The following is a 21,413-nucleotide window of genomic DNA, read 5'->3' as shown; positions in this document are numbered from 1 at the left end:
CCATGGGCGGCGGTAACAGCAATGTTGCCGGGACCGGATCCACTGAGGCAGGCAGGGGCGGCGCCGGCGCCGCTGGTGCGGGCGGGACGGACAGGGCGGCCGCGGAAGGCAACGCCGATTCGGCATCCCGTCACAGCGGTGGAGGCCCCAGCGCTGTTGACCCGGCCACCGCGGTGGATCCGGCCGTGGTGCAGGCGATGGACGGTGCCACCCGGGCGCAGAAGCTGCTCGCCGGCCTGGTCGGGGCTTGCCGGATCGCGTTGAACACCGGCAGGCTTCCGGATTCGGGCGGGCACCGGACGCAGGTGATCGTCACCACCGGGTACGAACAGTTGGCCGGGCTGCTCTCCGGCGGCGGCAGCGCGGTCTTTAACGGACCGGTCTCGGCCACCACGGTGCGCCGGATGGCCTGCGACGCGGAAATCATCCCGGCCGTCCTCGGGTCCGAGGGCGAAATCCTGGATCTGGGCAGGTCGCAACGGTTTTTCAACCGGGCCATCCGCCGGGCACTGGTCGCCCGGGACAAGGGCTGTGCCTTCCCGGGGTGCAGCATGCCCGCGTTCTGGACCGAAGCCCACCACATCATCCCGTGGTGGGCCGGCGGCCGCACCACCGTCGATAACGGGGTGTGCCTCTGCCTGCTCCACCACGACCTGATCGAGCAAGGCAACTGGCAGATCAACGTCCTCAACGGCATCCCCTGGTTCACCCCGCCGGACTACATCGACCCCCGCCGCAAACCGCTACGCAACTCCTACTGGCAAACCCACGTCCCACCCCAACCACTCCACGCCACGTGATGAAGCAGGCCTCCCGCAATGCCAGCTGTCCAGTTTTGGTGCGGGATCAATCACCGCCCAACAGCAAGCGTGGCTCCCTAATTACCGCCACTGGGCGCATGTCCTGCTGCAGGAGAAATAGGAATTAGGTCCCAGCCCAGCCGGCCGTGACCGGGAACGCACGCGACAAGGGGTCTGAGCAGCTAACCGCGGCACGCGCGCGGCCGAAGGTAGTAGGTAGCGGCTCACCGGAGCCCTCGAGAAACCTGGGACGGGGCCAATGATCGTAGTAACGCGGCTGAACGACAGCCAGTTTGCGGTCAACCCTGACCTCATTGAGCGTGTCCATGCCAACCCTGACACCACCTTGGTGATGGTCGACGGCGCGAAGTACATCGTCACCGAGACGATGAGTCAGGTCATCGAGATGATCGCCAGCTACCGCGCATACGTGCTGCACCTGGCCCATGAGCTGCCGCCTTCAGTCCACCAGCACGGTCACCCCCAGCTCGGCCTCGTGCCACCCGCCGCACCGGCCCCCGGAGAAGACTCCGTGGACTCCGGCAACACTGTGCCGCTGCGCCCTAGGAATACGTAAATGGATCCCGCAACACTTATTGGCCTCCTGCTGGCCTTCGGCTCGCTTTATGCCATGATCACCCTCGAGGGCGCCCACGTCGAGGCGCTCCTCATCCCGGCCCCGATGATCCTGGTCTTCGGTGCCACTATTGCCGTGGGCTTGGCCAGCACCACCCTCAGCGACGGCCTGCACGCCTTCAAAGCGTTGCCCCGGGCTTTCACCGGCAAGGTTGCGAAGCCGCAGGTAGTCATTGACCGAGTGGTGGAACTGGCCGAAAAGGCGCGCAGCGAGGGCCTGCTGGCACTGGATGCAGAGGCGGCCGAGGAAAAGGACCCGTTCATGCAGCGGGCGCTGCAGAACATCGCCGACGGCACCGACGGCGAGGAACTGCGGATCCTCCTCGAAGACGAGATCAGCACTAAGGCGCGCACCGATCGTCAATCCTCCAAGTTTTTTATGGGCATGGGCGGCTACGCCCCGACCATCGGCATCATCGGCACCGTCGTATCGCTGACGCACGTGCTGGAGAACCTCTCCACCCCGGATACCTTGGGACCGATGATTGCGACGGCGTTCGTGGCAACCCTGTGGGGACTGCTCTCCGCCAACTTCATTTGGCTGCCGATCGGAGGCAAGCTGAGGCGCTTGTCCGACCTGGAAACCGAACGCATGACCCTGCTAATGGAAGGCATGCTGGCGGTCCAGGCCGGCAGCCAGCCTCGGCTGTTGGGCGAACGACTGCGTGCCATGGTTCCGGAGCATGAGATGGGCTCGGGGAAGCCGGGCAAGGAAGGCAAATCCGGCAAGTCCGACGACAAGCCTGCGGTCAAGGCAGCATGAAGTCGCGGCGCCCGCGCCGGCCGCTCGGCGCGGAAGAAGACGAGCACCCGGACGAGCGGTGGATGGCCTCCTACATGGACATGGTCACCGTGCTGATGTGTATGTTCATCGTGCTCTTCGCCATGTCCACGGTGGATGCGGCGAAGTTCGAGAAGCTGGCGAACTCGTTGGCCACCGGTTTCGGCGTGGAGCGCACCCAGGCGGTTGATACGGCTGAAGGGGTAGTGGTGCCGCCGGAACTCATTGACGAGGAGGGCCAGGGGTTTACCAGTGGTGACGCCGAAGAGGACACCGAGGGTGAAGTGAAAACCGATCTCGACGCGGCCATCAAGGAAGTCGACGACCTGCGCGACATCCAGGAGAAGATCACCAAGGGGCTGCAGGAAGAAGGCCTTGAAAAAGCTGTCCGCTTCCAGCTTGACGAACGCGGGCTGACCGTTCGCCTGATTGGCAGCGAGACGTTCTTCGAGCCCGACTCACCGGCGCTCACCCGGCAAACCATCAAGGTCCTGAACGTGGTGGGTCCGGTGCTGAAGCCGGTCGGCTATGAGCTGAAGGTGGAAGGCCACACGGCGCAGGTGCGCCATCTGGACCCGAACGCATTGGACTGGGAGCTTTCCTCGGAGCGTGCCGTGAACGTGCTGCGCCATCTGGTGGAAGACAGCGGCGTGGTTTCGAACCGCATCTCCGCCGTTGGCTTCGGTGAATCCAGGCCGCTGACCACCAGCGGGAGCGACAAAGATCTCACCATGAACCGTCGCGTGGACATCGTGGTGCTTTCCGGCCAGCCGGAAGCCATCCGCAACCTGATCCCGGAAGTCATGAAGGATCCTGCCGGCGCCGCCAAGGAGGCGGCTGCGGAACGGGCGGAATTGGCCAAGAAGGCCGCCGAAGCTGAAGCTGCGGGAAAGGCCGAGGCCGAGTCGGCTGAGGCCGAAGCCCCTGAGGACAAACCTGCCGAGCGCGTGGCAGGAGAGCCGGGTGGAAGCTCCGGGCGCGAGGTGGTCACCGGCGGTGGCCGGAGCGGCGGCCCGGGGCCGGACGCCACCTACGCTCCGGCGCCCGGCGGGGCGTCCTCCGACCACTGAGCGCGCTCGCCTGTGTGTGGCACCGGCGCCCGGCGGGGCATCTTCCGGTCACTCGGTCGCCCGCCTCTGGCACCGGGCGACCGACGTTGGACGTGCCGCGGGAACCGGCTGACCCGCCTTATCCAAACTCCTAACATCCCCCATCACGCTGCCGATAGTGCCTGCTGTGACGGTCCAGGAACATGCGCACTCTAGCGCGCCCGAAAAGCCGGCCAGAGCCGTCGAAGTTTACGATTTCCGGCGGCCCACCACTCTGGCGCGGGAGCATTCCCGCGTGCTGGAGTTGGCCTTCGAAACATTCGCCCGACAGTGGGGCACCCAGCTGACCGCCAAGGTCCGCGTGATCTGCACGGTCACGTCGGAACAGGTCCAGATGCAAACCTACGACGAGTACGCGGCCTCTTTGCCGGCCAGTACCGCGATGGTCCTTTGTGCCCTCGACGACATCACCGGCAAGGCCGTGATCCAGTTCCCGACCAAGGCTGCGATGACGTGGGTGGACCACATGCTGGGCGGCAACGGCAGCCACGACTATCCGGACCGCAAGTTCACCCAGATTGAACAGGCCCTGGTCAGCCGCCTCATGGAGGACGCGCTGGAGGACCTGCGCTACTCGCTGGGTTCCCTGCTCACCACGCCCATCAGCCTGGACCAGATCCATTACAACTCGCAGTTCGCGCAGGCGGCGGCAACCAACGACCTGATGATCGTTGCCACCTTTGAAATCCGGGTCGGTGACATGTCCGCGCCCGCCACGGTGGCTATCCCGGCCGAGGTGCTGCTGACCCAGCTGCGTGATTCGTTCGCCATGAGCAGCCCGGCCAACGCACGGAAGCTGCTGGAGACCCAGCTGGTGCAGATCCCGGTGGACGTGGCCCTGCAGTTCGCCCCCATGCGCGTCCGTCCCGGCCAGGTCCTCGACTTGGCCATAGGCGACCTGCTGCCGCTGCCGCACCCGCAACACCGCCCGCTGGATGTTGCCGTCAACGGCGAACGCCTGGCGCATGCCGCCGTGGGCGCCAACGGCAACCGCCTGGCCGGAGTCATTGTTACAACCGAGGAGAACGCCCGATGACACAGACCCAGACCCTTCAGGCTGCTGCCGCCGACGCGCTCCTGGGGCTGCTGCCCACCAACACGCCGCTCTACGCGGTTCGCCAGGACGAAGGCGGACCGCTGCCCGGGCAGGTGGCCTCCGCCGTCGTCGGATCCTTTGTGGGCGGTACCTCGGCCGACGTCGCCTTGGTGGTGGCCGACCAGGCCGCGCTGGCCGCCGCCGCGGGTACGGATTCCCCGTTGGTATCCGCCGCCGACCTGCTGCGCCCGGCGCTGGAAGCGGCCACGTCCGTTCTCGGTGCCGGTGTGCTGGGTGAAGCACGCGTCGGCAACGCCGCGGCGCTGTTCTCCGATCCGGAAGCCGCGGTGTTCAAGCTGACCGGCGGCGACGGCGAGGCCGGCGGCTGGTTCGCCATCCGGCTGCGCGGTAACCCGGCCGGGCACGGCGCGGACGACTCGGTGTTGGCCAAGCTGGGCCGCATCAACAACGTGGAAATGGCGCTGACCGTGGAGATCGGCCGCACGCGGATGTCCGTGCGCGATGTGCTGAACCTGGAGCCGGGCGGCGTGATCGAACTGGACCGCTCGGCCGGCGCCCCCGCCGATGTGCTGCTCAACGGCCGCCTGATCGCCCACGGCGAGGTCGTCGTCGTCGACCAGGACTACGCCGTGCGCATCACCAAGATCCTCGACGTGCCCGAAGGACTTCTCTAAATGGAGACAGTGGTCCTCGCTTTGCGGGTAGCGCTCTCGCTGGCCGTGGTGCTGGGGTTGCTCTGGGTGCTGCAGCGCCGCTTCAGCCGCGGCGCCCGCACCGGCGCCCGCAAGCTAGTGCGCGTGGTGGAACGCCAGACCATCGGGCCCAAAGCCGCCGTCGTGGTGGTTGACGCCGACGGCCAGCGCTTCGTGCTGGGCGTGACGGATCAGGCCGTGCACGTGCTGGACAGCCGTGAGGCGCCGGTCGAAGAGGCGGCCGAGCCCGCCCACCGCGCTCCACAGACCACGGCGGACAGCTTCTCCCGGCTGCTGGAGCTTGCCACCGGCCGCCCATCGGGCCAGGACCAGGCCGCCGCAGAGGCGGCGGTCCCGTCCGGCTCGTCCGATGCTGCGGACGCCCCCCGAACGTCAGTTTCCTCCGACGCCGACTCCGGTTTCCCGCGCCGCGCTGCCCGTCGTGCCGCCGCGCCCATGCCCGAGCCGCTCGCCGAACAGGCGATTGAAGGGCACCCGGTCGCCGCGCAGGAGTTCGACGAGGCGAACCACGACAACGACGTCATTCCCATCCGGCAGGCCGGACTGTATCCGATCGACGGCGGACGCCGTTCTGTCCGCACCGGCCGCCGGGCGTCGCGTCCGGCCGGCTGGCAGGGGCAGGCACCGGATTCCCCGCTGGCCGGCTCCATCCTTTCGCCGTCGACCTGGAAGCAGACCGCCGAAGCCCTGAAGCAGGTCCGTTCGCGTTGAGAAGCACCGGCATGATGGCCTTGACGGCGGGCCGCTGGCCGCGTCTGGCCACCGCAGCACTGCTGGCGCTACTGCTGGCGGTGGTCTTTGCCGTCGCCGCCGCGATCCTGAGCGCGCCTTCCGCCTTCGCGTCGCCGGTCGCCCCGGTTCCCCCCGTGGACCCACTGGCCCCCGTCGAACCGGGCTCCCCGGACGGCGACGGCGGGTTCTCGGTGGAAATCAACGGGCCCAACGGGACGCCGTCGTCCGCCGTCATCACGCTGCTGGGCATCACGCTGCTGTCGGTGGCTCCCGCGCTGCTGCTGATGATGACGTCCTTTACCAAGATCTTCGTGGTGCTGGCGATGACCCGGAACGCGCTGTCCCTGCCCTCCATCCCGCCGAACCAGGTGCTGGCCGGGCTGGCGCTGTTCCTGTCGCTGTTCATCATGTGGCCGGTGCTGACCCAGGTGAACGAGCTGGGCGTGCAGCCGTACATGGAAGGGACCACGAACTTCACGGACGCGGTGGGTGCCGCCGCCGCTCCGCTGCAGAACTTCATGCTGGCGCACACCCGCGAGGAAGACCTGGCGCTGATGATGCGCGCTGCCGACCTGCCCAACCCGGACAATCCGGAGGCCGTGCCGCTGCAGACCCTGATCCCGGCGTTCATGATTTCCGAGTTGCGTGCCGCGTTCATCATCGGGTTTGTCATCTTCGTGCCGTTCCTGGTGATCGACCTGGTGGTGGCCTCGGCGCTGATGTCCATGGGCATGATGATGCTCCCGCCGGTGATGATTTCGCTGCCGTTCAAGATCCTGCTGTTCGTGCTGGTGGATGGCTGGGGCCTGATCATCACCGCCCTGGTCGGAAGTTACGGTACCTAGCCGTGGATACAAACGCCGTCCTCGACATCGGCCTGCAGGGCCTGCTGGTCGCGGCCAAACTCTCCGCCCCGGTGCTGGTCACCGCGCTGGTGGTGGGCTTCGCCGTCTCCCTGGTGCAGTCCATGACGCAGATCCAGGAAATCACGCTGTCTTTCGTGCCCAAGGCCGTGGCGGTGGCCGTGGCGCTGCTGATCTGCGGACACTGGATGATCTCCGAGATGGTCTCCTTCACCCAGGAAATGTTCGAGAAAATCCCCGGCCTGCTCGGCGGCGGATAATGAACATCCCGCTCGACCAGGCGTGGATCGAGGCCACCATGCTGGCAGGTGTCCGCATGGTGGCTTTCCTGCTGATTGCCCCGCCGTTCTCCTACGGAGCCATCCCGACCCGCATCAAGGCGATGCTCGGCGTCGGACTGGCCCTGGCGGTCTCCCCGCGGGTGGCCAACGGGTACGAGCCGATGAGCACGGCGGGGTTCTTCGGCGCGCTGGTGCTGGAGATCCTGGTGGGCGCGCTGCTGGGCTTCCTCGTGTTGGTGGTGTTCTCCGCGGTGCAGTCGGCGGGCACGCTGATCGACCTGTTCGGCGGCTTCTCCATGGCGCAGGCGTTCGACCCGCAGTCGATGGTCAACGGCGCGCAGTTCACCCGGCTGTTCCAGATGGCTGCCCTGGCGCTGCTGTTCGCCTCCGACGGCTACCAGTTGATCATTGGCGGGCTCGCGCGCAGTTTCACCGCGCTGCCGCTGGGCGGGGGAGTCGACCTGGCCGAGCCGGTGCAGTTGATCATCACCGGCGTGACGCAGATGTTCCTGGCGGCGGTGCAGATTGCCGGACCCCTGCTGGTGGTGCTGTTCCTGGCCGACGCCGGCCTGGGCCTGCTCACGCGGGTGGCCCCGGCGCTGAACGCGTTTGCGCTGGGCTTCCCGTTAAAGATCTTCCTGACCCTGACCCTGGCCGGCGTGGTGTTCGTGGCGCTGCCGCGGATTGTCTCCTCGCTCGCCGGGCAGGCCGTGACGGCGCTAACGGGGGTGGGCTAGATGTCGCAGGAAACGTCCGAAGAACGGACAGAGCAAGCCACCCCCAAGCGGATGAAGGACGTCCGCCAGAAGGGCCAGCTCTCCAAATCCCAGGACCTCACCGCCTGGTTGGGCGTGGGCGCGGCCGCGTTGATGCTGCCGATGACCATCGACCGGGCCTCCCAGGCCGGCACGGACCAGATGTTCACCGTCACCCGGATGATCCAGTCGCCGGACCCGGGGCTGGTGGTCAAGGCGCTCGAGGACGGGCTGGGCACCATCACGTACACGCTCACGCCGATGTTCCTGGCCGTGGTCGCCGTGGTCATCGCGGGTGCGGCGCTGCAGGGCGGCATCCACTGGAAGAAGTTCAAACCCGAGACCCAGCAGTTCAACCTGGTCAACGGGCTCAAGAAGGTGTTCGGCATGCAGGCGCTCTGGCAGGGTGCCAAGGCGCTGCTGAAGACCGTGGTGGTGGGACTGGCCCTGTACTTTGTGATCCAGGGGCTGGTCCCGGTGCTGATGACCGCCGGCGGGCTCTCGGTCGCCTCGCTGCTTGAGGCTGCGGGCGGCGGCACCGCCGGCCTGCTGCAGACCGCAATCATCGCCGGCCTGATGCTGGCCGTGCTGGACGTGATGGTGGTGATCCGGCGCAACCGCAAGAAAACCCGGATGACCAAGAAGGAAGTCCGCGACGAGAACAAGAACTCCGAGGGCGATCCGCTGATCAAGTCGCAGCGGCGCTCGCGGCAGTTGGCGATGAGCCGGAACCGCATGATCGCCGCGGTGGGAGGCTCCGACGTCGTGCTGGTCAACCCGACCCACTACGCGGTGGCGCTGAAGTACGAACCGGGAAAGTCGGCGCCGCGCGTGGTGGCCAAGGGGGCGGGAAACATTGCCGCCCGCATCCGCGAGGAAGCCGAAACCACCCGCGTGCCGGTGGTGCGCGATGTCCCGCTGGCCCGGGCGCTGCACGCCGCCTGCGAGATCGGCCAGGAAATCCCCATGGAGCTATACAACGCCGTGGCCCGCGTGCTGGCCTTCGTCATGAGCCTGAAGGCCCGCGGCACCGCCGTTGGCGTCCACACCATGGCGGAGCCGGCCATGACCGACGCCGACGCCGCCGCCCACGCTTCAACCCGGCAGGGCCGCCGAGCCTTGTCCCTACCGTCACCCGGAGGTGACTGATGAACCGCAACCTCTCCAAGCTCGCCGTCCCGATCGGGGTGGTGGGCATCATCCTGCTGCTGGTGGTGCCGATTCCGGCGGGACTGCTGGATGTGCTGATCATCGTGAACATCCTGCTGGCGCTGGTGATCCTGCTGACCACCATGTTCGTGAAGAAGCCGCTGGACTTCTCCGTGTTCCCGTCGCTGCTGCTGGTGGCCACGCTGTTCCGGCTGGGCCTGAACGTGGCGTCCACCCGGCTGGTGCTGGGCGACGGCTACGCCGGGCAGGTGATCGAGGCCTTCGGCCACGTGGCAGTGGGCGGCTCGATCATCATCGGCGCAGTGGTGTTCCTGATCCTGGTGGTCATCCAGTTCGTGGTGGTCACCAAGGGCGCCGAGCGGGTGGCCGAGGTGGGCGCGCGCTTCACGCTGGACGCGATGCCGGGCAAGCAGATGGCGATCGACGCCGACCTGAATGCCGGCCTGATCACCGACGCGCAGGCCCGCGAACGCCGCGCCGAGGTATCCGCCGAAGCGGACTTCTACGGCGCCATGGACGGCGCGTCCAAGTTCGTCAAGGGCGACGCGATCGCCGGCATCATCATTATCATCATCAACATCATCGGCGGCATCGCCATCGGCATGCTGCAGCGCGGCATGGAGATCGGCGACGCGGTCAGCACCTACACCCTGCTGACCATCGGCGACGGCCTGGTCACGCAGATCCCGGCGCTGCTGATGGCCGTGTCCACCGGCATGATCGTCACCCGGTCCAACGCCGACTCCGAAATGGGCTCGGACGCCTCCGACCAGCTGACCCAGTCCCGCCAGGCGCTGATGATTGCCGGCGGCGCGGCCATTCTGCTGGCCCTGATCCCGGGCATGCCCAAGATCCCGTTCATCCTGGTGGGCGCGTTCCTGATCTTCATGGCACAGCGGCTCAAGGCCACGGAGGCGGCCAAAGCCAAGGACGACGACGCCGCTGCCGCCGAAGCGGGTCAGGCGGCTCCCGCTTCGGAGACTACCGAGGACCTGATCGAACAGATGCGGGTGCACGCGCTGGAGATTCAGCTGGCCCCGGACCTGGTGGATTTGGTCTCCGGCGCCTCCGACGACCTGCTGGCGCGGGTGCGCGCGCTGCGCCGGAAGATTGCCATGGAGCTGGGCGTGGTGGTGCCGCCGGTGCGCACCCGCGACAGCATCGACCTGCCGATGTCCACGTATGTGATCCGGATTGCCGGCGTGGAGGCCGGCCGCGGCGAGGCACCGGCGGGCAAGGTCCTGGCGCTGGGGGACAACCTGGAATCGCTGCCGGGCGTCGCCACGGTGGAGCCGGTGTTTGGGCTGGCCGGCAAATGGGTCCCGGCGGAGATGCGGCACAGCGCGGAGATGGCCGGAGCCACCGTGATCGACCGGGTCTCCGTGCTGGTCACGCACCTGTCCTCGCTGATCTCCGCCAACGCCGCGCGGCTGCTGACCCGTGAGGACGTGCGTGTGCTGACCGAGGGCGTGAAGTCGGTAAACCCGTCCGCCGTCGACGAACTCACCCCGTCCCTGCTATCGCTGGCCGAGGTGCAGCGCGTGCTGCAGGGGCTGCTGGCGGAGCAGATCCCGATCAACGACCTGCCGCGCATCTACGAGGCGCTGGCGCTGAAGGCCAAGTCCTCCACCGACCCGGAGGGGCTGATCGAGGCCGCCCGGCAGGCGCTGGGCCCGGCCTTGACCGCGCAGTACCTGGACGGGCAGCTGCTGCGCGTGATCATGATCGATCCCACGCTTGAGCAGTCGATGCTGGAGGGCATGCGCCCGTCCGAACACGGCACGCAGATCCTGCTCTCGGTGGAGCGGACCGAAGCCGTGCTGGCCTCGCTGCGGAACGCGCTGGAGAAGGTGGAAGCCAACGGCCTCACCGCCGTGCTGGTGTGCGCGCCCGCGCTGCGCCCGGCCATCCGGCGGCTCGTCTCGGCGCAGGCCGGGGGACTTCCGGTACTGTCCTACCAGGAGGTCACCTCCGCCAACGTGAAGATCGAGACCGTGGGGGTAGTACGTGTCGGCCAGACGGCTGCAGCTTAAAGGCGCCTCCCTCCAGGAACTCAAGGCCAAGGTCCTGGCCGACCACGGGCCCGACGCGAAGATCGTCGCGGCCGAAAAGGTCACGGTCGGCGGCATCCGCGGCTTCTTCGCCCGCGAGCACTACGAAGTCACCGTGGAACTGCCGGCCTCGACCGTGCGCGGCCAGCACGCCCTGGACCAGAAGGCCCGCGCCGGAATCGCCGCGCTGTTGGCCGACGCCGAGCGCACCGAATCAAGGCTGCACGGCAAGGCGCCCGAACTGCACGTCTCCACGCATACCGACCAGTTCGCGGTCATCATGGACAACCTGACCTTCAACACGGCGCGGCCCACCCGGCTACCCAAGGGCGCCCGGCTGGAGGAACCGCTGCCGGAAGCAGCCGGGCCGGCGGAGGGCTCCGGAGCCGCCGCGGCAGGGCCCGGCTCGGGACGCCGGCGGACCGACCCGAAACCCCCGGAGGCTGCGGGCACAGATTCAGGCGGCGTGGCCGCGCGGGGACCGGAGGCCCGTGCAGCGGCCATCGAAGCCCCCGTCACGGAGGCCCCAGCCACGGGAGCCCCAGCCACCGCAGCCGCAGCAGCCCCGGTCCCAATTACGGCAGCTTCGGCCATGCCGGCGGCAGCAGTGGCCGGCGGTTCCCTGGAGGCCACCGGATCCCGGACCCGGGCGGCCGGTACGGGACGGCGCGCGGCGGCCGGACCCCCGGAAACCGAGGCTTTGGAGCGGCAGCATGGGCAGGCCGGGCACGCCGGGCAGGAGGAGCAGGCCGGGCAGGAGGTTGAAAAGGTTGCCACGGAGGCCATCGACCCGGATCCGCACCGCTCGGCCCGCACCGAAGGCCAGACCGACGCCTGGGGAGGCACGGGCGTCGTCGTCGGCACAGTCACGGAGGACGGGCCGGCGCAGCCGCAGGAGGCCCAGCGGGCCGCGGGCCCGGGCCCGGCCGGCAAGCCGGCCATCCCGGTGCCGCTCTACGGCCCGGGGGACCTGGTGCTGGTGATCGGCCAGGGCGATGTTGCCCTGGAGGCTGCCACTTCCATGGCCGCCGCGGCGCCAGCGGTTAACGGTGCGCCGTCCGAGGCCGCCGATTGGATTTCCGGCGGCGGGAACATGGTGAAGATGGGCGGTGCGCATGCTGCCGATGTCCGGAGACCGGTGCAGGACCGCAACAGTGCGATAGGTGCCCGTGCCCGAGGCGTGGAGCGCGGACAGAGCGTCTTCGTGGCCTATGGCCTGGGTCAGGCGCTCACGCCGTCTTTGGAGCTGCTCGCGCTCCTGCCGGCACTGGGAGCCGACCAGATCTGGCTGGCGGTGGACGCCGGGCGGAAGGCCGAGGACACCGACCGCTGGGTGCAGGCCGTGCAGCGGGTCGTCGTTCCCGACGGCCTGGCGGTCACCGGAACGAGGCACACCAGCTCGCCGAAGACGGTCAACACACTCGGGGTGCCGGTGGGTTGGGTGGACGGCGAGCCGGCCGAGGCCCCCTGGCTCTGACGCCCGCGATGGGTTGCGCGGCCTGCCCCGGCGCCAAGTCCAGCTGCGATAGAGTTGACGCGTGCTGGTGCTGACGCGAAAACCCGGAGAGCGGATCCTGATCGGTGACGACATTGTCATCACCGTGCTGGATGCCCGCCGCGACGGCGTCCGCCTGGGCATCGAGGCCCCGCGCGGCGTAAAGATCCAGCGCGATGAAGTGGTCCAGGCGGTCAGCGAAGCCAACGTGGCAGCCGCGCAAAGCGGCCCGGAGGCCGAGGAACGCATCAAGGCCCTGCTGGGCCTGAACCTCCCCGGCAGCAGCGGCACCGGGAGCGCCGACAGTTAAACGCCGCCGGCAGCTAAACCGCGCCGCCGGCGGCCTCAGGGCGCCCGGCCAGGCACCGGCGTCGTCGTGCTGTTCTGGGTCTTTTTGACCTAACCCCGCGCGGCAGGATAAACTTGGGAGTCGTTGTGCGTGTCCAACCTCGATACGCTATGTCCGTGTGGCGGCCCAGTTGCAGGGCCAACCTGGTCCACGGAAATAGCCGAGACTTTCTGGGCCACTGGTTACATTTCAGTCCTCACCTGAAGTTCCGGTAGCGCATCACCAACTTTGCGCGTGTGTTCTGTGAAGAATGCGCCGCTACCTTAGAACACCAAACGAAGGCAAAAACCGTGCGTACGTACACTCCGAAGCCCGGCGATATCAACCGCCAGTGGCACGTCATTGACGCCACCGACGTCGTCCTGGGTCGTCTTGCCAGCCAGACCGCAACACTGCTGCGCGGAAAGCACAAGCCGACCTTTGCTCCTCACATGGACATGGGCGATTTCGTCATCATCATCAACGCTGAGAAGGTCGCCCTGACCGGCGCCAAGCTCGAACAGAAGCGTGCCTACCGCCACTCCGGTTTCCCGGGTGGCCTGTCCTCCGTCAACTACGCCGAACTGCTGGAGAAGAACCCGGTTCGTGCAGTTGAGAAGGCCATCAGGGGCATGCTGCCGAAGAACTCCCTGGCTGCCCAGCAGCTGTCCAAGCTGAAGGTCTACACGGGCGCCGAGCACCCGCACGCTGCCCAGCAGCCGAAGACCTTCGAAATCACCCAGGTCGCCCAGTAGCGCCGGCCACCACTAGAAACTTAATTCAAGGAGCATCGTGGCTGAAGAGCTGAACACTGCTGCTGAGGGCGAAACCCTCACCAGCTACACCTCGGAATCATCCGAGGTCACCGAGACCGCCAAGAAGGAACGCCCCGCCCTCACCGTAGGCGGAGGCGCCGTGGGTCGCCGCAAGCAGGCTATCGCCCGCGTGCGTCTGGTTCCGGGTGCCGGCAACTGGACCATCAACGGCCGTGAGCTGGCGAACTACTTCCCGAACAAGCTGCACCAGCAGGAAGTGAACGATCCGTTCAAGATCCTGGATCTGGAAGGCGCTTACGACGTCATCGCCCGCATCCACGGCGGCGGCCCCTCCGGCCAGGCCGGTGCGCTGCGCCTGGGCGTTGCCCGCGCACTGAACGAGATCGACCGCGAGAACAACCGCCCGACCCTGAAGAAGGCCGGTTTCCTCACCCGCGACGCTCGCATCATCGAGCGCAAGAAGGCCGGTCTCAAGAAGGCCCGCAAGGCGCCGCAGTACTCGAAGCGCTAAACCGCTTCCGGAGCTTTGGCTTCCACCGCGAGGTCCCGCAGCATGGCTGCGGGGCCTCACTGGCGTTCAAGCGGCCGTACCCGGGGGACGTGGCCGGGGCCTCGCGCCTCCGCTACCGCTTGAGGAGACCCGCCCCGCGGCAGGGTCAGCCACCAAAACAGGGCTTTCCACGCGACTGCCGGCCGGAGATGGACCGACTGCTTGGCACCCTGCCGTAAAATGGGTCGCGATGTCTAGATTATTTGGTACCGACGGAGTCCGCGGACTGGCCAACGGATTGATCACTGCAGAGCTCGCGCTCGAGGTCGCACAGGCCGCCGCAGTGGTCCTTGGCCACCGGCAAGTTGAAGACGGCAAGCGCCCGACGGCGGTGATCGCCCGCGACCCGCGCGCCAGCGGCGAGTTCATCAGCGCTGCCGTGGAGGCCGGCCTCGCCAGTGCGGGTGTCGACGTCTACGACGCCGGGGTGCTGCCCACCCCGGCGGCCGCGTACCTCGTGGGGGACCTGGCGGCGGACTTTGGCGTGATGATTTCCGCCTCGCACAATCCGGCACCGGACAACGGCATCAAGTTCTTCGCCCGCGGCGGGCACAAGCTGCCGGACGAGGTCGAGGACGCGATCGAGCAGGAGATGGCGCAGCCGCGCGTCCGGCCCACGGGCGCGGAAATTGGACGCATCCAGCGTTTCGCGGACGCGGAAGACCGCTACATCCTGCACCTGCTGCAGACGCTGCCGGCCCGCCTGGAGGGCCTGAAAGTCGTTCTCGACTGCGCACACGGTGCAGCCAGCGGCTGCTCGCCGGAGGTGTTCCGCGCCGCCGGTGCGGACATTGTGGTGATGGGTGCCGAGCCGGACGGGCTGAACATCAACGACGGCGTGGGTTCCACCCACCTGGAGAAACTGCAGGCCGCCGTCGTCGAGCACGGCGCCGACCTGGGCATTGCCCACGACGGCGACGCCGACCGCTGCCTGGCCGTGGACGAGCGCGGCGAAGTCGTGGACGGCGACCAGATCATGACGATCCTGGCGCTGGCCCTGCGTGAAGCCGGCCGGCTCAAGGACGATGTCCTGGTCGCCACCGTCATGAGCAACCTCGGCATGAAGCTTGCCCTGCAGGACGCCGGCATCCGCATCCAGGAAACCGCCGTCGGCGACCGGTACGTGCTGGAATGCATGCGCGCCCACGGCTACTCGCTGGGCGGCGAGCAGTCGGGCCACGTCATCTTCTCGGACTACGCCACCACCGGCGACGGCGTCCTGACCGGGCTGCAGCTGGCCGCCCAGGTGGCCAAGTCCGGCAAGCCCCTCTCGGAGCTGTCGCAGCGGATGGTCCGGCTTCCCCAGGTCCTGATCAACGTCAAGGACGTGGACAAGTCGGGGGTTGAAACCAACCAGCCGCTCCAGCAGGCCGTGGCGGCCGCGTCCGCCGCGCTGGGTGGCACCGGCCGGGTCCTGCTGCGCCCGTCCGGCACCGAGCCCGTCGTCCGCGTGATGGTCGAAGCCGCGGACATGGAGACCGCCCAGGCTACCGCCGAGGAACTGGCCCGGACCGTGAAGGCGCACCTGTCGTTGGAGACGGCCGCCGCCTCCGAGTAGGGCGGGCGAGCTGCCGGTCCGGTGGTTGCGGTCCGGCCAAGCCGCCGTCTCGTGCCGGGTAGCTCTCAGCGCCAGGCCTTCACCACCACAACCTCGTAGCTGTCCGCCGTCGGCGGGTTGCCGGTGTCGAACTTCGCGTTCACGACGGCAAGCCGATGGCCGAACAGCGCGGCGGTGGTCGGGGTCTGGAAGGCGTCACTGGTGATCACTGACCCGACCTCCCCGGAGTCAAACCGGCGGTCCAGCTTGATCACGCTGATCTGGTTGTCCATGTTCTGGACCGCCCAGAGCCAGCGGCCTTTCAGCACCAACCCGTCGACGTTGGGGACGCTGACGCCGGAGATTATCCCGCTGGCACCGGTCCTCGGGTTGACGGTGTACAGCGCCGCGTTGGCCGAGTGGGCCACGATCAGCTTCCGCCCGTGGTCGGCCGCCACGATGCCGTTCAGGTTGAACGCGCCCGGGATTTCCGCGGCAGGACCGCTCAGTTGCAGTGTCCGCGGGCTGCCCAGCTGCCCGCGGTGGCCGATCGGCACGAAGTACAGCTCGCCTTCACGCGAGTTCGTAAACCACGCGCCGCCCCGGCCAAGGGTTACGTCGTTGATGAAGGAACTGGCGGGGTCGTTCAGTTGGAACTCGGCCACCGGTTCTCCGGTCCGTGTGTTGTAGACATACGCCTTGCCGGTAGGCCCGCCGGCCACGAAGAGCAGGTTCCGCCGCGTGTCGGCAGCCATGCCGACGGCGAACCGCCCGTCCGGTGCGTCGATGAACTTTTCGGCGGTACCCCGCCGTATGTCGCCACGGAAGATGTCGCCCGCCAGCAGATCGCCGGCGTAGAAGGTGCTGCCCCGCCCGGCGGCGATGCCCTCCGCCGACGTTGCGTCCGGCAGGTCGATGATTCGGTCCGTGCACCCCGACGACGAACCGGGGATGTCGGAGACAACGTGGCCGGCGGAGGCCGGCAGCCCCGTCAGCATCAGGGCGAGGGCGGTCAGCAGCGCGGCGGCAAATCTTGCCGCCAAGGAAAGGGGGAGATGAGGTCGCATGGAGGTTTCACCTGATTCTTGCGTGAGGGGTGTCGGGAGTTCCCTCCAGCAGGCTCCCGATGGTGATGCTCACAGCGTACGCCGAGCGGGCCAAAACGTCAGGCCCTTCCTACGGCGCTGCGGGAACGCCCCGCGCGACGGTAGCGGCGGGCTTCCGGAGGCCGCCCTTACGCCTGGTTGCGCGCCTTCAGCGCGTCCCGAATCTCGGTGAGCAGCGCCACCTGCGGGTCGACAGCCTCCTCTTCCCTGTTGATCCCCAGGCGGCGGTTGCGCCGCTCGATCATGTGGTTCATCGGTGCCACGATGACGAAGTAGATCGCGGAGGCAATGAGCAGGAAGTTCACGATGGCGGTCAGCAGGACGCCGAATGCGACGTTGTTGCCGTTGAAGTTCCACAGCAGGAAGCTGTCGAAGTTCGGCGAACCGACCAGCCCGGCGATGAACGGCATCAGCACGCTGTTGACCAAGGCATTGACCACGCTTCCGAAGGCTCCGCCGATGATCACGGCCACGGCAAGGTCAATGACATTGCCCTTCATCATGAACTCTTTGAATCCGTTTATCATGTGGCCAAATGTAATGCCTCGGGGTCGGGACCTGAGGCCGCCGCAAGGTGGCGCTGCCTCGTCGCCGCTCACGAATAGCGGGCGGCTCCGGGCAAACCGAAGTACTCTTCGAGTGTCTCGATGCCCCGTTCGGCCATCTCCGCAGCCACTTTCTTTCCCACGTAGCGCAGGTGCCAAGGCTCCGGCGAATAACCGGTCACAGCCTCGGCGCCGGGCCGGTAGCGGATGATGAACCCGAAGCGCGCGGCGTTGTTGGCCACCCAGCTGCCCGCTGCCGTGTCGGCGAAGCACTGCTGCAGGTTGCACACCCCCGTGGCGTCGCCGATGTCCAGGGACAGCCCGGTCTGGTGCTCCGAATAACCGGGCCGCGCCGAGATCATGTCCGCGGCAACCTCGCTGCCGTGTTGCCGCACCCAGTGGTTGTAGGTGCTCACCTGCGTGGCGTAGGACCGGAAACCGCTGACCATGAGCATGGACGCCCCGTCGGCAGTGGCGGCGTTGAACATGTCCTCGGTGGCGGTCGCCACGGCGTCCCGCAGCAGCGCGGATTCCCCGCCGGTACCCAGGTTCACCGCCGGTTGGCGCAGGTCCACGGGGTAGTAGTTCAGCGGATTGAGGGGCCGCGCCTTGTTGACGACGACGGCGATGCTCGCCGGGTCTGTGTGGTCCTCCCCGGCGCCGGGCGCACCGCCGTTTTTCTTCCCGCCGCCGCTCGCACCGCCGTTCTGCTTCCCGCCGTCCTTCTGTCCGCCACCCTGGGCTCCGCCCTTGTTTCCGCCGTCCTTCTTCCCGCCACCGGTGGCGTCGCCGTCCTTCCGGGAAGCCTTCGGGCTCTGTTCGGGGACAGGCAGGGACGTGGTGCCCTCGGACGGGGCCGGTGCGGCCGTCGTCGTGCCGGCGGAATCGGCGGGAGGGGGAGCGGTTTCCCCCGCCGGGGCGCAACCGGTGAGCAGGGCCAGCACGGCGGCCACGCCGGCTGCGAGCACCGGAGCCCTCAAGGCGGCCATGTCAGGTTTTCCGCAGCAGCATTCTGCGGATCGAGTGGTCCGCATCCTTGGTGAGCACCAGTTGCGCCCGCCCGCGTGTCGGCAACACGTTCTCCCTCAGGTTCGGTTCATTAATCCTGCGCCAGATCCCCAGCGCCGTCTCGGTGGCCTCGTCGTCCGTGAGCGAGGCGTAGCGGTGGAAATAGGATTCCGGATCCGTGAAGGACGTCCGCCGCAGCTTGTGGAAGCGGTTGACGTACCACTGCTCAATATAGGAGGTCTTGGCATCCACATAAATGGAGAAATCGAAGAAGTCGCTGAGCGCCAGCCCGGTGCGTCCGTCCGCCCGCGGGCGCGCGGCAGCCAGGACGTTCAGCCCCTCCACGATCAACACATCCGGGCGGTGGACCACCACTTCCTTGTCCGGCACGATGTCGTAGGTCAGGTGCGAGTACCAAGGGGCATGCACTTCCTCGGCTCCGGACTTCACCTCGGACACGAACCGCAGCAGCGCGCGCTGGTCGTAGGACTCGGGGAAGCCCTTGCGCTCCATCAGCCCGCGCCGGGCCAGCTCCGCGTTGGGGTAGAGGAAACCATCGGTGGTGACCAGCTCAACGTTCGGGGTGTCCGGCCAGCGGCGCAGCATCTCGCGCAGCACGCGGGCAGTGGTGGACTTCCCGACGGCGACCGATCCGGCCACGCCGATCACGAACGGCGTGCGTCGGCTGGTCTCGCCCAGGAACGTGGTGGTGGCCTTGTGCAGCTCGCCGGCCGCCCCCACATACAGGTTGAGCAGCCGGGAGAGCGGCAGGTACACCTCGCGGATTTCGTCCAGGTTCAGGGCATCACCCAGCCCCCGGAGTCGCTCGATATCGTCCTGGTCCAGGGGCTGTTCAATCTCGTTGGACAGCCGGGACCAGGTCTGCCGGTCCAGCTCAACGAATGGTGTGAAGTTACTCTCACCGTTGGACGCCGTCGTCTTCGGTGTCGCATCAGTCACCTATGAATTGTGCCTGCTGCGGGAATCAAATCCCAAAAGGCGCACCACAGCGGCGCGCCGGGTTTGCCCCGGCCCCCGACGCAGGCGCCGCCGGGATGGCATGTGGAACGCGCTGTCTGTGACGGTCCCGCGGGCAGGTACCCTTAACCCCATGTGTGGAATCGTAGGTTATGTTGGCCGCCGCGACGGCGGGGCCGGAGTCAGCGCTGCTGATCACAGCGCCCTGGACGTCGTTCTCGAGGGCCTTCGCCGCCTGGAATACCGCGGTTACGATTCCGCGGGGGTGGCGGTCATCTCCAGCGACGGTATCGAGGCGCGGAAGAAATCGGGCAAGCTGAGCAATCTGCTGGGCGAGCTCGAGTCCGACCCGCTGCCCGAGTCGCTGACCGGCATCGGCCACACCCGCTGGGCCACGCACGGCGGTCCCACCGACGAAAACGCGCACCCGCACCTGGCCGATGACGACAAGCTCGCCGTGATTCACAACGGCATCATCGAGAACTTCGCCGAGATCCGTGCCTCCATGCTCGCCAAGGGCCACACGCTTCGCTCGGAAACAGACACCGAAGTGGCCGCCGTGCTGCTCGGGGACCTCTACCGTTCCCTGGTCGCGGAGGATCCCGCCACTGCGACCCTGTCCAAGGCCATGCAGCTCGCCTGCCAGAAGCTGGAGGGCGCCTTCACGCTGCTGGCCATCCACCAGGACCAGCCCGACGTCGTCGTCGCCGCGCGCCGGAACTCGCCGCTCGTCGTCGGACTGGGCGACGGTGAAAACTTCCTGGGCTCCGACGTCTCCGGCTTCATCGACTTCACCCGCCGCGCCGTGGAGCTGGAGCAGGACCAGATCGTCACCATCACCCCCGACTCCTTCGAGATCACCGACTTCTTCGGCAATCCCGCCAAGGGCACCGAATTCGAGGTGAACTGGGACGCCGCTGCCGCGGAGAAGGGTGGCTACCCGTCCTTCATGGAGAAGGAAATCAACGACCAGCCCGAGGCGGTCGGCCAGACCCTGCTGGGCCGTTCGGACCTGCACGGCCGGTTGACCCTGGATGAGCTGCGGATCGACCCGGAACTGCTCAAGACCGCCAACAAGATTATTGTGCTGGCCTGCGGAACGTCGGCCTACGCCGGCCAGGTGGCGAAGTACGCGATCGAGCACTGGTGCCGTATTCCGGTGGAGGTGGAGCTTTCGCACGAGTTCCGTTACCGGGACCCGATCGTGGATGCCAACACCCTGATCGTGGCAATTTCCCAGTCCGGCGAGACCATGGACACCCTGATGGCCGTCCGGTACGCCAAGGAGCAGGGAGCCAAGGTCCTGGCCATCTGCAACACCAACGGTTCCACCATCCCGCGCGAGGCCGACGCCGTGCTCTACACGCACGCCGGACCCGAGATCGCCGTCGCCTCGACGAAGGCCTTCCTGGCGCAGATCACCGCCGCCTACCTGCTGGGCCTCTACCTGGCGCAGCTGCGTGGGAACAAGTTCCAGGGCGAGATCAAGGACATCCTGGCCGACCTGGGCAAGATCCCGGCGAAGATTCAGAGCGTGCTGGACAACGCCCAGGACATCAAGGACCTGGCCGTGCGGATGGCCGAGACCAAGTCGGTCCTGTTCCTGGGCCGGCATGTTGGCTTCCCCGTGGCCATGGAGGGCGCGCTGAAGCTGAAGGAGTTGGCCTACATCCACGCCGAAGGCTTCGCCGCAGGCGAGCTCAAGCACGGCCCGATCGCCCTGATCGAGGAAGGCCAGCCGGTCTTCGTGGTGGTGCCTTCCCCGCGCGGCCGCAACTCGCTGCATGCCAAGGTCGTCTCGAACATCCAAGAGATCCGCGCCCGCGGCGCCAAGACCATTGTCATCGCCGAGGCGGGCGACGACGCCGTCAAGGACTTCGCGGAGTTCGTCTTCTACGTTCCCGAGACGCCGACGCTGCTGGCTCCGCTGCTGACCACGGTCCCGCTGCAGATCTTCGCCTGCGCACTGGCGACGGCGAAGGGCTACGACGTGGACCAGCCGCGCAATCTGGCCAAGAGCGTCACCGTCGAGTAACAGGCATTTGGCAGGCATGTCCACCCGGTTACTCTTTGCAGCGCCCCGAGCTCCGTACAACAGGATTGGGGACTGCTCGGTTCCGAAGCGTCGCGTCCGCGCCCGCC

22 protein-coding genes are annotated in these 21,413 nt (G+C 67.5%); 18 read left to right on the top strand and 4 right to left on the bottom strand.

The genetic code is table 11. The annotated features are described in order from the left end of the window. From AC5RV3_RS09600 to glmM, 17 genes are all read left to right on the top strand, one after another. Window positions 1-800 (top strand): HNH endonuclease signature motif containing protein (locus AC5RV3_RS09600; protein WP_494121920.1); only part of this gene is annotated, 800 nt, incomplete at its 5' end. Window positions 801-1,059: 259 nt separating this feature from the next. Beyond that, window positions 1,060-1,377, top strand: coding sequence for a flagellar FlbD family protein (locus tag AC5RV3_RS09595; protein ID WP_494121919.1), 318 nt, complete (start codon window positions 1,060-1,062; stop codon window positions 1,375-1,377). Continuing rightward, on the top strand, window positions 1,378-2,199 hold the full coding sequence (locus AC5RV3_RS09590) for a motility protein A (protein ID WP_494121918.1): 822 nt from the start codon (window positions 1,378-1,380) through the stop codon (window positions 2,197-2,199). Next, a complete protein-coding gene (locus tag AC5RV3_RS09585; protein WP_494121917.1) occupies window positions 2,196-3,287 on the top strand; it encodes an OmpA/MotB family protein in 1,092 nt (363 codons plus the stop codon). The genes AC5RV3_RS09590 and AC5RV3_RS09585 overlap by 4 nt, the downstream gene beginning before the upstream one ends. A 157-nt stretch (window positions 3,288-3,444) precedes the next feature. After that, window positions 3,445-4,362: a flagellar motor switch protein FliM gene (locus AC5RV3_RS09580; RefSeq protein ID WP_494107663.1), complete on the top strand. Its 918-nt coding sequence runs from the start codon at window positions 3,445-3,447 to the stop codon at window positions 4,360-4,362. Then, window positions 4,359-5,057 (top strand): flagellar motor switch protein FliN, encoded by a 699-nt coding sequence (gene fliN, locus AC5RV3_RS09575; protein WP_494107664.1) that lies wholly within the window; start codon window positions 4,359-4,361, stop codon window positions 5,055-5,057. Before AC5RV3_RS09580 ends, fliN begins: the two co-directional genes overlap by 4 nt. Then, window positions 5,058-5,807, top strand: coding sequence for a FliO/MopB family protein (locus tag AC5RV3_RS09570; RefSeq protein WP_494121916.1), 750 nt, complete (start codon window positions 5,058-5,060; stop codon window positions 5,805-5,807). It begins immediately after the preceding gene. A 14-nt stretch (window positions 5,808-5,821) separates the two neighbouring features. Continuing rightward, on the top strand, window positions 5,822-6,673 hold the full coding sequence (gene fliP / locus AC5RV3_RS09565) for a flagellar type III secretion system pore protein FliP (protein WP_494121936.1): 852 nt from the start codon (window positions 5,822-5,824) through the stop codon (window positions 6,671-6,673). Between the two features lie 2 nt (window positions 6,674-6,675). After that, window positions 6,676-6,951 carry a flagellar biosynthesis protein FliQ gene (gene fliQ, locus AC5RV3_RS09560; RefSeq protein WP_494000437.1) on the top strand — a complete coding sequence of 92 codons (276 nt, stop codon included), beginning with the start codon at window positions 6,676-6,678 and terminating at the stop codon, window positions 6,949-6,951. Next, a complete protein-coding gene (locus AC5RV3_RS09555) occupies window positions 6,951-7,709 on the top strand; it encodes a flagellar biosynthetic protein FliR (protein ID WP_494121915.1) in 759 nt (252 codons plus the stop codon). Before fliQ ends, AC5RV3_RS09555 begins: the two co-directional genes overlap by 1 nt. Further along, complete coding sequence (locus AC5RV3_RS09550) at window positions 7,710-8,876, top strand: EscU/YscU/HrcU family type III secretion system export apparatus switch protein (protein WP_494113474.1); 1,167 nt, start codon at window positions 7,710-7,712, stop codon at window positions 8,874-8,876. Continuing rightward, window positions 8,876-10,930 (top strand): flagellar biosynthesis protein FlhA, encoded by a 2,055-nt coding sequence (gene flhA, locus AC5RV3_RS09545; RefSeq protein ID WP_494121914.1) that lies wholly within the window; start codon window positions 8,876-8,878, stop codon window positions 10,928-10,930. Before AC5RV3_RS09550 ends, flhA begins: the two co-directional genes overlap by 1 nt. After that, the gene (locus AC5RV3_RS09540; RefSeq protein WP_494121913.1) at window positions 10,905-12,425 is read left to right on the top strand and encodes a hypothetical protein; all 1,521 of its coding nucleotides are present in this window, start codon (window positions 10,905-10,907) and stop codon (window positions 12,423-12,425) included. The genes flhA and AC5RV3_RS09540 overlap by 26 nt, the downstream gene beginning before the upstream one ends. Before the next feature lie 61 nt (window positions 12,426-12,486). Continuing rightward, window positions 12,487-12,753, top strand: a complete 267-nt coding sequence (locus AC5RV3_RS09535; protein WP_494121912.1) for a carbon storage regulator — start codon at window positions 12,487-12,489, stop codon at window positions 12,751-12,753. Window positions 12,754-13,082: 329 nt separating this feature from the next. Then, the gene (gene rplM, locus AC5RV3_RS09530) at window positions 13,083-13,526 is read left to right on the top strand and encodes a 50S ribosomal protein L13 (RefSeq protein WP_493979145.1); all 444 of its coding nucleotides are present in this window, start codon (window positions 13,083-13,085) and stop codon (window positions 13,524-13,526) included. 37 nt (window positions 13,527-13,563) lie between these two features. Next, window positions 13,564-14,058: a 30S ribosomal protein S9 gene (gene rpsI / locus AC5RV3_RS09525; RefSeq protein ID WP_493979144.1), complete on the top strand. Its 495-nt coding sequence runs from the start codon at window positions 13,564-13,566 to the stop codon at window positions 14,056-14,058. Window positions 14,059-14,287: 229 nt separating this feature from the next. Beyond that, window positions 14,288-15,655: a phosphoglucosamine mutase gene (gene glmM, locus AC5RV3_RS09520; RefSeq protein ID WP_494121911.1), complete on the top strand. Its 1,368-nt coding sequence runs from the start codon at window positions 14,288-14,290 to the stop codon at window positions 15,653-15,655. 65 nt (window positions 15,656-15,720) lie between these two features. On the opposite strand, the gene AC5RV3_RS09515 is transcribed toward glmM, so the two are convergent. From AC5RV3_RS09515 to coaA, 4 genes are all read right to left on the bottom strand, one after another. Further along, window positions 15,721-16,701, bottom strand: a complete 981-nt coding sequence (locus AC5RV3_RS09515; protein WP_494121910.1) for an SMP-30/gluconolactonase/LRE family protein — start codon at window positions 16,699-16,701, stop codon at window positions 15,721-15,723. Window positions 16,702-16,868: 167 nt separating this feature from the next. Then, a complete protein-coding gene (gene mscL / locus AC5RV3_RS09510; RefSeq protein ID WP_494121909.1) occupies window positions 16,869-17,267 on the bottom strand; it encodes a large conductance mechanosensitive channel protein MscL in 399 nt (132 codons plus the stop codon). A 68-nt stretch (window positions 17,268-17,335) separates the two neighbouring features. Beyond that, window positions 17,336-18,274 carry a M15 family metallopeptidase gene (locus AC5RV3_RS09505; protein WP_494121908.1) on the bottom strand — a complete coding sequence of 313 codons (939 nt, stop codon included), beginning with the start codon at window positions 18,272-18,274 and terminating at the stop codon, window positions 17,336-17,338. Window position 18,275: 1 nt separating this feature from the next. Next, on the bottom strand, window positions 18,276-19,253 hold the full coding sequence (coaA, locus tag AC5RV3_RS09500; protein ID WP_494121907.1) for a type I pantothenate kinase: 978 nt from the start codon (window positions 19,251-19,253) through the stop codon (window positions 18,276-18,278). 151 nt (window positions 19,254-19,404) lie between these two features. Here coaA and glmS point away from each other — a divergent pair, with 151 nt between their 5' ends. Continuing rightward, a complete protein-coding gene (gene glmS / locus AC5RV3_RS09495) occupies window positions 19,405-21,306 on the top strand; it encodes a glutamine--fructose-6-phosphate transaminase (isomerizing) (RefSeq protein WP_494121906.1) in 1,902 nt (633 codons plus the stop codon). The last annotated feature ends 107 nt before the right edge of the window (window positions 21,307-21,413 follow it).

The organism is Arthrobacter sp. Y3221114 (assembly GCF_059092625.1).
Note: the sequence above shows the minus strand (reverse complement) of the source record. Positions and strands in the feature narration are given on the sequence as shown.